A 13106-nucleotide genomic window follows, 5' to 3' on the forward strand; every position below is an offset into this window, starting at 1 on the left:
GAAAAGGGTTATGACGGAAGGAGGCGTTTCTGAAATAAATAGAATTGAGAGCCAGCCCTTGGAAATCGGTGAGTCGGTTGTCCGATCTATTATGCTGCATCAGGTTGGAAACCGCCTGCGAGAAGAGCCGTTGACCTTGGCTGATCAGTGCTTCGAGATTACGGACAGGATTTCTAATGTAATACTCGGTGGCTACTTGCGAGGCATCGTTAGCGATAAGAATCAGTATGTGTTGAGCCATGAGAGCGATATCGCGCTAAACGACGTGGCGCATCATGTTTCCAGTTTTTTCTCCAAAAAAACTTCTTTCGTGGGACTGTCAAAAAAACTGGCTACCCATTTATATACTTCAGCCCATCATCCAAACATTGCATCGGGGGATCTGTTCGTTATTCTTTTTGATCGCTTGAAAGTGGGTGGTGTGTACAGGTCTGCAATAGGCATCTACAAGTCGGAGTCGAAGCAACAGTACCTTTCAGCCCGCACGGAAGGGGGGGTGCAACAGCTTGAAGTCTACAGTGGCATTAATCCGGAATTGATTGATAAAGGGGTTCTTATTGTTGAAGACTTCGACATTATCTATGCGATTGATCGCCTAAGCAGTCGGACGAAATACTGGATTGACGATTTTCTGAAAGCCAAGCAGGTTCCAAGTGAAACAACTAAGTCCTCTGTGGCTGTTAGTCTAATAGAAAGAATTCGCGAAGACATCGAAAGCCCCGTGGCGCGGCAAGAGTTCTGTCGCGAAGTGGCTGAGCTATGTTCGGTCAGAGATAAAGTGGTAGGTGAGGAGATCAGGGATATATCGAGGAAATATGTTTCTTCAGATGTGTGGGATGTAGAGATGGATCGAATCATTGAGCGAAAAGGATTGATTAGTTCGGGCGATATCAGCGTGTCGACAAGAATCCTTCAGGCTAAATTGAAGAAAGTATTTAGCCGCATTAGTTTGGGGCGTGATATCTCCTTGATAATCCCGGAAAATTTTTCATTTAGTGATGTGGACTTCAAGGTTGATGGGAAATCTATACAGATAAACGTGAGTCTGGAGAACAGAAATGGGTGAGTCGTCAAAAACCTCCGGTGAAAACGGAGAAAAGATCACGGAAGAACTCCTGAAATTAATCGGTTGGAGCAATCTCCTGAAAGGGGTCAGTGTTCCATGTAATGACAAGTCCCATAACCGAGAGAAGACTCATGGAAATGACTTTATTTTTATCTATGATAGTCCACTTCATGAAGATCGAACGGATGTTGTTTATGTATCTTCAAAGAACGCCAAGAACGGTTATCCAAGGGGTGATCAAGGTGTTAGGACTACGCTTAAGGAGCATCTATCAGAACTTGATGAGATAGTTTCTTGCTCAAAGATTAGTCCTGAGATTAGCCAGACTATACAAAACTTCAAAGGACGTAAGCAAAAAAAACATGCTGGATTGCTTGTGTGGTTGCATGGAGATAGAGAAAATCTGAATAGAGATATCAGGCGAGTCCTAAATCATATTCGGTTGGATTTGAAATCAAACTGCCCACTCTATCTAATGGATATGTCTCGTGCCTCCTTTATCAAGGCGGCGATCAGCCATTTTAGGGCGACAAAATATGGAGGCGAGTATCAATTCTATTATCCAAAGCTTGGGAATGTTATTGCTAATAATGATGAGCGATATGGTTATATACTGCCTATCGAACTCATTGCCTCCGATCTTATCCCCATCAGGTTTATTCTAGGGGAAAGGCCATCCCTCTGCCTGTATGCCAAGCAAGGGTTTTCCGAGGAAACGCTGAATAAACTTTGCAGCTTGGCTTTCGACTTCTCAGATGGTTGGGTGAAGGATATCTTCATTGGCTTGGAAAGTTATCACCCTGCGGATGACAAGCAGAAAAAAGATTCTGTCTTGATGGCTTATCAAGAAAGGGAAGCGAACATTAAAGTGTTTTGCTACAAAGAGACCATTCTCGACCTCCTGGAGTGCTGAACATGGGAACACCCGCCAAACAGTTTGATTATGAGCGAGCTATGCTGTGGGGAGATCGCTTGCGTATATTGCTCAATAGCGAGCATATTAGTAGCGGAGAGATTACTGAGACTCTGAAAGAAAAAGGCATATTTGTTGGCAGCACTTCAAAATCAGATACCGTGCCCCTGCTGAGTGGATGCCTACTAACTCCAGGGGAGTTCACTCGGCTTGTTGAAAAGTCATTCGTTCGTGAATCCGGAAAGAAGTACTCATCTTGCAAATTGCAACTGACATCCGCTGATGCCGAATGGAAATCGGAACTTATCAAGAATTTCGATTCGGTAGTTGAAGGTATACAGTTAGAGGATGATAGGGAATTTGCTTCTGATCCGGTCATATCGGTTGATCCTGATGGCGATGTGAAAATCATATACTCTTTGAGAGTTTTAGATTTCAGTAAAGATTGGATAGAGCAAGAAATTGTTTATCCGGCGGAAATTACTCTAAAATCCTCTGGTGACGGTTTGAAAGTCGAGGTTGACAGGTTTCGTACCTCCAAGGATACGAATAGAATCAATGATGGGATCACTAACGCTATTGGGAAATTCTATAAGTCAAAAGGTATAACACGGGATGAAAAGCCGGAATCCATTGCCTTTGATGATTTTGAAAACAGCGAGCGTGTCCGTTTCTTCCTCAAGTTGGCTTCGGTTGATATGCCTGAATTTAGCTTCAAGGAGATTGGCGATTTTGAGATTATTCGAGATCAGGAGGCGGGGGCATTGCCTAAAGATCCAGAGATTGAGTGGATGGAGGGGCGGGTTACAAAAATCAAGATCAATGGCAAGGACCTTGGGAAAATATTTCTTCTACATGATAAAAAATACTACCCATATTATTTTTTGGTAAAGATGACCGCTACCTATACATTCAAGTTTGGCACGAATGCTGGAGAGTGCGGTATCGATTTTTTCTTCTCAGGTAAATCTTCAAAGGGCATAGACTATTCAGGAACATTGTTCAATTTCAGCATTGAACGACTCCCAAGAGTGGAAAAAGGCAGTAAAAACCAAATAAGAAAAAATATAATACAGAGAATTCAAGAGATAAGAGATAGTGCTTTTGAGTATATAAAATCTTCTTCCGAAAAAAATGCGTCTCATGTTGATGCCGATGCGGAAGAGAAAACTGAAGCTATTATGAACCCTTGAATTATGCCCCCCAAACTTCCTATCAACCTCGACTCCCTACTCCACCACCGCACCATCGAAAGCGAACGGGTGGAATACAAGGCGGGCTGGAACCCGGAGGCAGTGCTGCACAGCATCTGCGCCTTCGCCAATGATTTTCACAATCTGGGCGGCGGCTATGTGGTGGTGGGCGTGGAAGAGAAGAATGGGCAACCGGTTTCGCCGCCTGTGGGTTTGCAGCCAGAGCAGATCGACGGCATCCAGAAGGAGTTGCTAAACCTGGGCAATGCGGCCATTCAGCCGCCTTATCATCCGTTGACCGCCACTTATGAAGTGCAGGGCAAACTGATTCTGGTGCTGTGGGTGCCGGGTGGGGAAACCCGGCCCTACAAAGCCAGAACCCGACTGGGCGACAAGAAGGCGGATTGGGCGTTTTACCTGCGCAAGCACACCAGCACGGTGCGCGCCAAAGGAGCGAATGAGCGGGAGCTGTTGTCGCTGGCGGCGACGGTGCCGTTTGATGACCGTTACCGGCAGGGGGCCAGGCTCACCGATCTGTCACCTCACCTGATGCGCGAATTCCTGCAGGAGATCGGCAGTGAGTTGGCCGCCGAGGCCGCCACCCTCGATGCCGAGGCGCTGGGGCGGCGCATGAATGTGGTCGGCGGCCCGGCGGAGATGGCCTTCCCCAAGAACGTGGGGCTGCTGTTCTTCAACGAGCACCCGGAACAGTTCTTTCCGGCCACCCAGATTGATGTGGTGTATTTCCCCGATGGGCCGGGCGGTGACCGCTTCGAGGAAAAGGAATTTCGCGGCCCGCTGGGGCGCATTGCCCGCGATGCGGTGGATTACATCGCCCGCAATTACCTGAAGGAAACCGTCGTCAAGCACCCGGACCGGCCCCAGGCCGAGCGTTTCTGGAACTATCCGCTGGCGGCTATTGAAGAGGCGGTGGTGAATGCGGTATATCATCGCTCCTATGAAATCCGCGAGCCGATCGAGGTGCGTATCACCCCGGAAGAGCTGATGGTGTTGAGCTTCCCCGGCCCGGATCGCTCCATCCGCATGGCGGATTTGCAGGCGGGCCGTGCCGTCAGCCGCCGCTACCGCAACCGCCGCATTGGCGAGTTCCTGAAGGAGCTTGATCTCACCGAGGGCCGCTCCACCGGCATCCCCAAGATTCTGCGGGTCATGCGGGCCAACGGCTCGCCCGCGCCGGTCTTTGAAAGCGACGAAGAGCGCAGCTCGTTTCTGATTCGCTTGCCGGTACATGAGGGCTTTGCCGAAGAAGTCACCTCCGAAGTCACCGGGGAAGTCACCGGGGAAGTCACCGGGGAAGTCGAAAGGCTGCTGGCTGTGATGAAGGGGGAAATGAAGCGCACGGATATCCAGGCCGCGTTGGGGCTGAAGCATGAAGATCACTTCCGCGAAGCCTATCTGCGTCCGGCTCTGGACGAGGGATTCATTGAAATGACCATCCCTGACAAACCTCGCAGCCGACTGCAAAAGTATCGTTTAACCACAGTTGGTCATGCCTGGTTGAGACAACACAAGGCATGACAGCCTGGTTTATTGAATGTGTGGTTTACGGCAGATAGCGCCGTAAACATCGACTTTTACAAACCATTTTACAGCAGTAAGGACCCCGAATGAGCCCAGCAAGTGCCCCAATCATTTCCAAAGTCTGGAGTTTCTGCACCACGTTGCGCGACGATGGTGTGGGCTATGGAGACTATCTGGAGCAGCTCACTTACCTGATCTTCCTGAAAATGGCGGATGAGTACGCCAGACCACCCTACGAGCGAGAGGTGGGCATACCGAAGAAGTACGCCTGGACAACCCTGAAGAACAAGAAGGGCGCCGAGCTGGAGGTGCATTACGTCGAGTTGCTGATGGCGCTGGGTAAAAAGAAGGGGCTGCTGGGGCAGGTGTTCACCAAGGCCCAGAACAAGATACAGGACCCGGCCAAGCTGGCTCGGTTGATCGAGATGATCGACAGCACCCAGTGGCTGGTGATGGGGGCCGATGTCAAAGGCGATATCTACGAAGGGCTGTTGGAGCGCAATGCCGAGGATACCAAGTCCGGCGCCGGGCAGTACTTCACGCCCCGCGCCCTGATCCGGGCCATGGTGGAATGCGTGCGCCCGGAGCCGGGCAAGACCATTGCCGACCCGGCCTGCGGCACTGGTGGTTTCTTCCTGGCCGCTTATGATTTCCTGGTGGAAAACCACAAGCTGGACAGGAAGCAGAAGGCCTTTCTCAAGCACGACACCTTTGCCGGTAACGAGATTGTCGCCAATACCCGCCGCCTGTGCCTGATGAACATGTTCCTGCATAACATCGGCGAGATCGACGGCGAGGGCGCGGTATCGCCCAACGATGCCCTTGTGGCGCCGCCATCCGATACGGTGGACTATGTGCTGGCCAATCCTCCGTTCGGCAAGAAAAGCTCCATGAGTTTTACCAACGAGGAAGGCGAGCAGGAAACCGACGACCTCACCTATAACCGCCAGGACTTCTGGGCCACCACTTCAAACAAGCAGCTCAATTTCGTGCAGCATATTCGCGCCATGCTGAAAACCACCGGCAGGGCCGCGGTGGTTGTTCCGGATAATGTGTTATTCGAGGGTGGTGCCGGTGAGACCGTTCGCCGCAAGTTGCTGGAAACCACCGACCTGCACACTATCCTGCGCCTGCCCACCGGTATCTTCTATGCCCATGGGGTCAAAGCCAATGTGCTGTTCTTCGATAATCGCGAGGCCAGCCCCAAGCCGTGGACGAAGAAGGTATGGTTCTACGACTACCGTACCAATATTCATCACACCTTGAAGAAAAAGCCGCTGCGCTTTGAGCACTTGGAGGATTTCATCAAGTGCTATAAGCCGGAGAACCGCAACCGGCGCAGGGCGACCTGGCACCCGGAGAAAAATCCCGAAGGGCGCTGGCGCAGCTTCAGCTATGACGAGTTGATCGCCCGCGACAAGGCGAGCCTGGATGTTTTCTGGCTGAAGGACAAGAGCCTGACCGACCTCGACAACCTGCCGGAACCGAATGAGCTGGCGGAGGAGATCATTGAGAACCTGGAGGCGGGGCTCAACAGTTTTCGGGAGGTTTTGGGGCAGTTGCAGGGGGGAGAAGTGGTGCCCCCTCAATTAAGGGGGCACTTAAGGGCTAGAGCGATTCGTAACTCGGGTAATTCTTGGTGAATTTTTGTTTCTCTATGTACAGGCCTTTCAATTCAGATTCCGCTTCTTCATAGGAAAGCAGTAAATCTTGAACGTCCGCACCATCTGTTAACGTTTCTGACGTTAATAGATGTTCAAGCCTGGCAATCTCTTTTTTGACTGCCTGAATTGCCATCATAAGGGTGCCAATTGAAATATCAGACACTTTGATTTTTCCGCTTCTGGAACTGGGCGTTATACGCTAAGCGATCCAACAACCTGATGAATAGATCTTTTCTCATTCTATGGTTCGGGCATATGGAGTAGTGGGTGGCTTTGTACTTCTGATTGTACTCGCCTTTGATGATGATTAGTCCAGTTGGGATTTCCGTCCCGGCGGGTATTTCAAAGTACTCGAAATTTTTGAATCCGAATGTGCCTGATTTGTCAAATAGAGATGTGCCCTTTACCAGCTCGGCTTCTACATATTCAACGCCGCCGATTTCTTTTACAGCGATGTCGGGTCTGCGCATTGATCCTCTGATCATCCGTGGATAGAAATCTGGATGCAGTGGGTTTTGCCCGACATTATCTTTGTGTACGGCTCTCCATAAATTCAGTCTGGAGCTTCCATCGTAAATGAGATCAAGGTCGCCTCTGAAGATAAGTATGTTTTCGAGGGTTTTCATATGATATCCATATCAGTGGTGATTCTTGGAGGCGGATTACTATACCGCCAACAAGTGAAGATTGTCTACTTGAGCAGGCCGGTCCGAGTCATGGGGCGTTAGGGAAGGAGTTAGTGGTGACTGCTTTAATGCAGGCGCACCTCATGCCAGTGGGGATATGCTGGAAACTGCTACGGTTATAGATTTTGATGAGTCTGTTGGCACCCGCGGTGTGCCAGGGCGCCAACTGGGTATTGCAGGATTTTTCCGTCAGCTGTCCAACAGCCCCTTCACATAATCCTTCAATTCCTGATCCTGCGCATACTCAAAGAAGCCGGTCTGGAAGCGCTCACCGGTAACGGCGGTTTTGACCAGTTCCTGGTCCAGCGCCTTGAGGCCTTCCATGTAGTCTTTGCACATGGCGGCTTTGACGCCGTTCAGGATACCGGCATTTTGCACCTGGCTCTCCTTGCGCTCCGGCGGGTAGCCCTGGCCCTTCTCGCCGGTGAAGGCTTTTTCGAAGATATAGCGGCAGTTCAGCTCGGCGCCCCAGGCGAAGCCCTTGGCGAAGGCCAGTGACAGGGCATTGCCGTTGTTGATCTGGGCGAACAGGTAGGCGTCGGAGGTGGTGCGCGCTCCTCACCCGTCGCCGCTATCCGCCCACCGGGGTTTCTTCGGCACCCGTCCCTTCACTCAGGCCAACGCCTATCTGCAAAAAAACGGTGGAGAGCCGATTGAATGGGCGCTGCCGGAGGCGGCGGAGCTGGATCATGTGGCGGTGGAAGTATAGGGAGAGGGTAAGGGGCGTCGGAAAAGACTGTGCCACTTGTAGGAGCGGTCCGGCCGGGAGCGGTCCGGCCGGGAGCGGTCCGGCCGGGAGCGGTCCGGCCGGGAGCGGCCCATGGCCGCGATTGAAGGTCGGAGGCGGCTGGTGGTTTGATCGCGGCCATGGGCCGCTCCTACAAGGTTTTGATCGAATTATATCGAATTATGTAGGAGCGGCCGTTGGCTGCGATCAGACTACCGACAACCTTCAGCCGTCCAGCAAGCTGCGCACGTAGTCTTGCAACGCCTGATCCTGCGCGTACTCAAAAAAACAGGCCTGGAAGCGCTCGCCGGTAACGGCGGTTTTGACCAGCTCCTGATCCAGCGCCCTGAGGCCTTCCATGTAGTCCTTGCACATGGCCGCCTTGACGCCGTTCAGGATGCCGGCGTTCTGCACCTGGCTCTCTTTGCGCTCCGGCGGGTAGCCCTGGCCCTTCTCGCCGGTGAAGGCTTTTTCGAAGATGTAGCGGCAGTTCAGCTCAGCGCCCCAACCGAAGCCCTTGGCGAAGGCCAGTGACAGGGCATTGCCGTTGTTGATCTGGGCGAACAGGTAGGCGTCGGAGGGGTCGATGCAGTAGCCGCAGACTACTCCCGGGTGGGCGTTGAGGGACATAAGCGCGCCCTGGCCGGTGCCGCAACCGCTGATAACAAAATCCACGGCTTTGGAGTTGAGCAGCAGGCCCGCCATGATGCCCAGGTGAATGTAAGTGAGGCGGTGGTCGTTGTCACCATCCATACCTACATTGAAAACCTGATGGCCCTGTTCCGCGGCCACGTTGTTCAGCTGTTCCAGCACAATAGGGTTCTTCGCCGCCTGGCTGAACTCGTTCATCAGTGCGATTTTCATAATTCTCCTCGTTCCCCAAAAAAAAGAAATTGGCTTGGCTCAAGTGTGAGGACGAGAAGGTATCAGGAGTGAGGTGGTCAGTCCAATAGTGGTGGCATAGGAGTCAGCCGGGCGTTCTACGCCAACGGGTCCGCCTCCGCATCGTAAGGCAATTCCAGGATCTCCAGCTCCCGCCCATCCGCCAGCCGCAATTCCTCGCCGGTGGCGACCTTGCCGATGGTGAGTACCGCCAGCAGCTCGGTGCCGTGTTCGCTGCGGCAGGCCACCACCAGATTGCCGATGCTCTGTTCGCTTTCGCCATAGATTTCCAGCCCCGGGGCGGGGATTTCCCCGGAGGTGCAGCGGGCGCGATAGAGGCGGCGCTTGGCGGCGCCGCGGTATTGCATCCGCGCCACCACTTCCTGGCCGGTGTAGCAGCCTTTTTTGAAGCTTACGCCGCCGAGGAGATGCAGATTGGTCATCTGAGGGATAAACATTTCGCTGGTTTCGGCGTGCAGTTGGGGGATGCCCGCGGCTATTTGTTGTTGCAGCCAGTGGCAGTAGCCCGCCGGATCGGCCGACGCCGTCAGGCGTTGCCAGAGATTTGCGGATTCCTGTGTCGGTACCAGCAGGGCGACCTGTTGATCGCTCACCACCTGGGCGATGGCGCGCTCACCGCCGCAGTCGAATATCCGCAGTTCACCCTCCGTCAGGTCGTCCAGACCCAGCAGTTCCGACGCGCGGGCGGGCGCATTCCGTCCCTGCAGTCCCAGCCAGCGGACCCGGTCGCCGATATCCTGCAGTTCGGTTTTGAAGAAGACGGCGTATTTGCCCAGGGTGTCGCGGGCGATAGGCGCCAGATCCCGGGGCAGGCGGAGGAAAAATTCGCTGTGGGACAGTTTCAGTGCGCTGAAGGCGCTGATCATGCGGCCCTTGGGGTTGCAGTGGGCGCCGAGAGTGCTGTGGTTGTCCGGCAGGGTGACCAGATCGCAGGTGAGCTGGCCCTGGAGAAATTTCTGGCTGTCCGGGCCCTCGACGGAGACGGTGCCGAGGGGGCTCAGATCCACCAGGTGGAGGTCTGCCTCGGTGGCGGGGAAGTGGGCAGCGGGATTGGGGGTATCGACATCCTCCCAGATGGCGCCTTCGGAACTGAGAAAATCCTGCCACTGACGTTGATCCATAGTTGCCACCTGCCATCGGGGGTTGTCTGAGGGTGGATTATTTTGGGGTGATGGGCGCTTTTTCAAGCCGCTTTTTCAGGTTCTTGGGGCCAGCGGGTATACTGCGCGGCATTCACTGTTGGTTGGAAGAGAAGTATGGATCGCAACCGCCTGTTTTGGGCTAGCCGTCGCGGTATGCTGGAGTTGGATCTGGTGCTGCTGCCGTTTCTGGATAATGTCTACGATACCCTGGACGAGACCGACCAGCGGCGCTATCAGCAGTTGCTGGAGTGCGAGGATCAGGACCTGTTCTCCTGGTTCCTGCGCCGCGAGGACCCGGATGATCCGGAGCTGCAGCGCATCGTGCAGGTGATCCGTGACAACACCGGATTACAGCAGTAGTTATCCCGCTTATCTCGAAAGAAGCGCCCGGCTCACCTGCGCCGTGGCGCCCTCCCGCTTCCTGTTTGTCCTTCTGTTGCTGACTGCCGCACAGGCGTTGCTGCTGTTGTGGTGGTGTCGTTTGCCCTGGTTTCTGTTGTTGCCGGCGGCCCTGCTGGTGCTGGCCTATACGGCGTTTGAGTGGCGGGGACTGCGGCGTGTGCGGGGGCTGCTGAGCACCCGCGAGCGGCGCTGGTTCTGGCTGCAGGAAGACGGCGTCGAGCGGGAGGTCGAATTTTCCGGCGAGCTGGTGCTCTGGTCCTGGCTGATCGTGATCAACGGATGCGACCCGCGCGGGCGGCGGCTGCGGCTGGTGCTGGCGTGGGACTCTCTGGATGCCGATGACTGGCGGCGGTTGCTGGTGGCGCTGCGGTATTCGCGGTGATATGGGCAAAGCCCGCGCAGCGGGCGTGCCCATCAATCTCAGCCCCCGGTCAGACAAACTGCCGCTGGTCGGCAAAGTTCTCCGGCACCAGGATGGTGTCCATCGCCAGCTCGCGCAGCTGAGGATAGTCGAGGGAGTAGTGCAGTCCGCGGCTCTCGCGGCGCTCCAGCGCCGAGCGGATGATCAGCTCGGAGACCAGGGCCAGGTTGCGCAGCTCGATCAAGTCGCTGGTGATCCGGTAGTTGGCGTAGAACTCGCGGATCTCCTGCTGCAGCAGCCTCACCCGGTGCTCGGCGCGCAGCAGGCGCTTGCGGGTGCGCACAATACCCACATAGTCCCACATAAAGCGGCGCAGCTCGTCCCAGTTGTGGGAGATCACCACATCCTCGTCCGAGTCGGTAACCCGCGAGGCGTCCCAGGCCGGCGCCGGGCGGGGCGGCTGCACCGAGTCGAGTACACCGTCGATATGCAGCGCCGCGGCGCGGGCGTACACCAGGCATTCCAGCAGTGAGTTGCTGGCCAGGCGGTTGGCGCCGTGCAGGCCGGTGAAGGTGGTTTCGCCGATGGCGTAGAGCTGGTCCAGGTCGGTGCGCCCGAACTGGTCCACCATCACCCCGCCGCAAGTGTAGTGGGCGGCGGGTACCACCGGAATCGGCTCCCGGGTCATGTCGATGCCATACTGCAGACAGTTGTTGTACACCGTGGGGAAGTGTTCGCGCACGAAGCTCCCGTCCTTGTGCGAGATATCCAGGTAGAGGCAGTCGGCCCCCAGGCGCTTCATTTCGTGGTCGATGGCGCGCGCGACGATATCCCGCGGCGCCAGCTCGCCGCGGGGATCGAAGTGGTGCATAAAGCGGCTGCCATCGGGCAGCTTGAGCTGTGCACCTTCGCCGCGCAGGGCTTCGGTCACCAGCATCGCCTTGGCTTTGGGGTGGTAGAGGCAGGTGGGGTGGAACTGATTGAACTCCATGTTCGCCACCCGGCAGCCGGCGCGCCAGGCCATGGCGATGCCGTCACCGCTGGCGCCGTCCGGATTGCTGGTATAGAGATAGGCCTTGCTGGCGCCGCCGGTGGCCAGCACCACGGCTCGGCCCTGGAACAGCTCCACCTCTTCACTCTGCTTGTTGTACACGTAGCACCCGGCGCAGCGGAAGCGGCCCTTCTGCGGGTCCGGCTGGCGGATCAGGTCGAGAGCGATATGGTGTTCGAAGCAGTCGATATTCTCCGCCGCGCGCACTCTGTCGATCAGGGTGCTGTGCACCGCGCGGCCGGTGGCGTCGGCGCTGTGGATGATGCGCCGGTGGCTGTGCCCGCCCTCCTTGGTGAGGTGGTAGTCGCCGCGCTCGCGGGTGAAGTCGACTCCCTGGTCGATCAGCCACTGGATCGCCGCCGCGCTGTTTTCCACCGTGAGACGCACCGCGTCCGGGTGGCAGAGTCCGGCGCCTGCGTCTAAGGTGTCAGCGATATGTGACTCCACCGAGTCCATCTCGTCCAGTACCGCGGCGATGCCGCCCTGGGCGAACCAGGTGGAGCCGTCCCGCAGACGCTGTTTGGACAGCAGGGCCACGCGGTGGCGCGCCGCCAGGTGCAGAGCCAGGGTGAGGCCCGCGGCGCCGCTGCCAATCACCAGTACGTCGTAGTTTGCCTGTTCGCTCATAGAGTTTTATTAGTGCTTGAGGGTCGCGTAGTATAGCGCCAATGTTACATTCGTCGATTTGGCCCGGAACTTATGCCCTACCACCAGTGTCTTGAACTGCACAGAATAAATGCTTGCGCCGTGGCGGCCGGTGGGTGCCGTAGCGTTTTGGCCGGGAGTAGGGGATGACAGCGCAACAGGCGTCGCCGAGTGACCGCCAGTTGGTGGAGCGGGTACAGAAAGGGGACAAGCGCGCCTTCGACCTGCTGGTGCTGAAATACCAGCACAAGATACTCGCGGTAGTGAGCCGCTTTATCAAGGATCACAGCGAAGTGCAGGACGTCACCCAGGAGGCCTTTATCAAGGCCTACCGCGCCCTGGCCAACTTCCGTGGCGAGAGTGCCTTCTACACCTGGATGTACCGAATCGCCATCAACACCGCGAAGAACCACCTGGTGTCCCGCAGCCGCCGCCCGCCATCCTCAGATGTGGACCTGGATGACGCCGAATACTACTCCGGCGCCGACCTGCTGCGGGACAACGACACCCCGGAGAGCGAGCTGTTTCGCGACGAACTGGAAGCCGCGGTGCACGGGGCCATCCGCGCGCTGCCGGAGGACCTGCGCTCGGCGGTGACCCTGCGCGAGATGGAGGGGCTCAGTTACGAGGAGATCGCGGAGGTGATGAACTGCCCGGTGGGCACGGTGCGCTCGCGCATTTTCCGCGCCCGTGAGGCCATAGACCGCACGGTACAGGCGGTGCTGGCGGGGGAGCCGGAGACCTTGGGCGACCGCGGCTGAACACCTTGTTGGGGGGTTGTAAGAGGGTGGGGTTGGCCGGCGGATTTTCC

Annotated in this window: 15 protein-coding genes; 9 read left to right on the forward strand and 6 right to left on the reverse strand. The window is 55.9% G+C overall.

The annotated features are described in order from the left end of the window. Positions 1–10 precede the first annotated feature (10 nt). The 5 genes from PP263_RS02990 to PP263_RS03010 all read left to right on the forward strand — a co-directional run bounded on the left by PP263_RS02990 (position 11) and on the right by PP263_RS03010 (position 6357). Positions 11–1066: a nucleoid-associated protein gene (locus PP263_RS02990; RefSeq protein ID WP_308366888.1), complete on the forward strand. Its 1056-nt coding sequence runs from the start codon at positions 11–13 to the stop codon at positions 1064–1066. After that, positions 1059–1979 carry a hypothetical protein gene (locus tag PP263_RS02995; RefSeq protein WP_308366889.1) on the forward strand — a complete coding sequence of 307 codons (921 nt, stop codon included), beginning with the start codon at positions 1059–1061 and terminating at the stop codon, positions 1977–1979. Before PP263_RS02990 ends, PP263_RS02995 begins: the two co-directional genes overlap by 8 nt. 2 nt (positions 1980–1981) lie before the next feature. Next, positions 1982–3172, forward strand: a complete 1191-nt coding sequence (locus tag PP263_RS03000) for a hypothetical protein (RefSeq protein ID WP_308366890.1) — start codon at positions 1982–1984, stop codon at positions 3170–3172. Positions 3173–3175: 3 nt separating this feature from the next. Beyond that, a complete protein-coding gene (locus tag PP263_RS03005; protein ID WP_308366891.1) occupies positions 3176–4711 on the forward strand; it encodes a Fic family protein in 1536 nt (511 codons plus the stop codon). 89 nt (positions 4712–4800) lie between these two features. Further along, complete coding sequence (locus PP263_RS03010) at positions 4801–6357, forward strand: class I SAM-dependent DNA methyltransferase (RefSeq protein WP_308366892.1); 1557 nt, start codon at positions 4801–4803, stop codon at positions 6355–6357. On the opposite strand, the gene PP263_RS03015 is transcribed toward PP263_RS03010, so the two are convergent. The 3 genes from PP263_RS03015 to PP263_RS03025 form a co-directional block, all read right to left on the reverse strand. After that, entirely contained in the window at positions 6323–6541 is a 219-nt protein-coding gene (locus PP263_RS03015; protein WP_308366893.1) for a hypothetical protein, read from the reverse strand. The two genes, PP263_RS03010 and PP263_RS03015, sit on opposite strands and share 35 nt — an antisense overlap. Further along, on the reverse strand, positions 6534–7004 hold the full coding sequence (locus tag PP263_RS03020; RefSeq protein ID WP_308366894.1) for a hypothetical protein: 471 nt from the start codon (positions 7002–7004) through the stop codon (positions 6534–6536). Before PP263_RS03020 ends, PP263_RS03015 begins: the two co-directional genes overlap by 8 nt. A 249-nt stretch (positions 7005–7253) precedes the next feature. Continuing rightward, positions 7254–7595: a hypothetical protein gene (locus tag PP263_RS03025; protein WP_308368549.1), complete on the reverse strand. Its 342-nt coding sequence runs from the start codon at positions 7593–7595 to the stop codon at positions 7254–7256. A gap of 13 nt (positions 7596–7608) precedes the next feature. Here PP263_RS03025 and PP263_RS03030 point away from each other — a divergent pair, with 13 nt between their 5' ends. Next, a complete protein-coding gene (locus tag PP263_RS03030; protein ID WP_308366895.1) occupies positions 7609–7773 on the forward strand; it encodes a hypothetical protein in 165 nt (54 codons plus the stop codon). A gap of 243 nt (positions 7774–8016) precedes the next feature. Here the strand turns inward: PP263_RS03030 and PP263_RS03035 are convergent, their stop codons facing one another. Together PP263_RS03035 and PP263_RS03040 are read right to left on the reverse strand one after the other, a co-directional pair. Beyond that, entirely contained in the window at positions 8017–8655 is a 639-nt protein-coding gene (locus PP263_RS03035) for an RpiB/LacA/LacB family sugar-phosphate isomerase (protein ID WP_308366896.1), read from the reverse strand. A 116-nt stretch (positions 8656–8771) separates the two neighbouring features. Continuing rightward, positions 8772–9815, reverse strand: a complete 1044-nt coding sequence (locus PP263_RS03040) for a folate-binding protein (protein ID WP_308366897.1) — start codon at positions 9813–9815, stop codon at positions 8772–8774. A gap of 135 nt (positions 9816–9950) precedes the next feature. Here PP263_RS03040 and PP263_RS03045 point away from each other — a divergent pair, with 135 nt between their 5' ends. Both PP263_RS03045 and PP263_RS03050 read left to right on the forward strand, forming a co-directional pair. After that, positions 9951–10196, forward strand: coding sequence for a succinate dehydrogenase assembly factor 2 (locus tag PP263_RS03045; RefSeq protein WP_308366898.1), 246 nt, complete (start codon positions 9951–9953; stop codon positions 10194–10196). Then, on the forward strand, positions 10171–10620 hold the full coding sequence (locus PP263_RS03050) for a protein YgfX (protein WP_308366899.1): 450 nt from the start codon (positions 10171–10173) through the stop codon (positions 10618–10620). Before PP263_RS03045 ends, PP263_RS03050 begins: the two co-directional genes overlap by 26 nt. A 49-nt stretch (positions 10621–10669) precedes the next feature. On the opposite strand, the gene nadB is transcribed toward PP263_RS03050, so the two are convergent. Then, entirely contained in the window at positions 10670–12277 is a 1608-nt protein-coding gene (nadB, locus tag PP263_RS03055) for an L-aspartate oxidase (protein ID WP_308366900.1), read from the reverse strand. A gap of 164 nt (positions 12278–12441) precedes the next feature. Here nadB and rpoE point away from each other — a divergent pair, with 164 nt between their 5' ends. Continuing rightward, a complete protein-coding gene (gene rpoE / locus PP263_RS03060; protein WP_308366901.1) occupies positions 12442–13056 on the forward strand; it encodes an RNA polymerase sigma factor RpoE in 615 nt (204 codons plus the stop codon). The last annotated feature ends 50 nt before the right edge of the window (positions 13057–13106 follow it).

The sequence above is a fragment of the Microbulbifer sp. TB1203 genome, from assembly GCF_030997045.1.
GTDB lineage: Bacteria > Pseudomonadota > Gammaproteobacteria > Pseudomonadales > Cellvibrionaceae > Microbulbifer.

Coding starts and splice junctions, on each gene's coding strand:
- PP263_RS02990 (WP_308366888.1), top strand. CDS start 11: ATGACGGAAGGAGGCGTTTCTGAAATAAATAGAATTGAGAGCCAGCCC.
- PP263_RS02995 (WP_308366889.1), top strand. CDS start 1,059: ATGGGTGAGTCGTCAAAAACCTCCGGTGAAAACGGAGAAAAGATCACG.
- PP263_RS03000 (WP_308366890.1), top strand. CDS start 1,982: ATGGGAACACCCGCCAAACAGTTTGATTATGAGCGAGCTATGCTGTGG.
- PP263_RS03005 (WP_308366891.1), top strand. CDS start 3,176: ATGCCCCCCAAACTTCCTATCAACCTCGACTCCCTACTCCACCACCGC.
- PP263_RS03010 (WP_308366892.1), top strand. CDS start 4,801: ATGAGCCCAGCAAGTGCCCCAATCATTTCCAAAGTCTGGAGTTTCTGC.
- PP263_RS03020 (WP_308366894.1), bottom strand. CDS start 7,004: ATGAAAACCCTCGAAAACATACTTATCTTCAGAGGCGACCTTGATCTC.
- PP263_RS03035 (WP_308366896.1), bottom strand. CDS start 8,655: ATGAAAATCGCACTGATGAACGAGTTCAGCCAGGCGGCGAAGAACCCT.
- PP263_RS03040 (WP_308366897.1), bottom strand. CDS start 9,815: ATGGATCAACGTCAGTGGCAGGATTTTCTCAGTTCCGAAGGCGCCATC.
- PP263_RS03045 (WP_308366898.1), top strand. CDS start 9,951: ATGGATCGCAACCGCCTGTTTTGGGCTAGCCGTCGCGGTATGCTGGAG.
- nadB (WP_308366900.1), bottom strand. CDS start 12,277: ATGAGCGAACAGGCAAACTACGACGTACTGGTGATTGGCAGCGGCGCC.
- rpoE (WP_308366901.1), top strand. CDS start 12,442: ATGACAGCGCAACAGGCGTCGCCGAGTGACCGCCAGTTGGTGGAGCGG.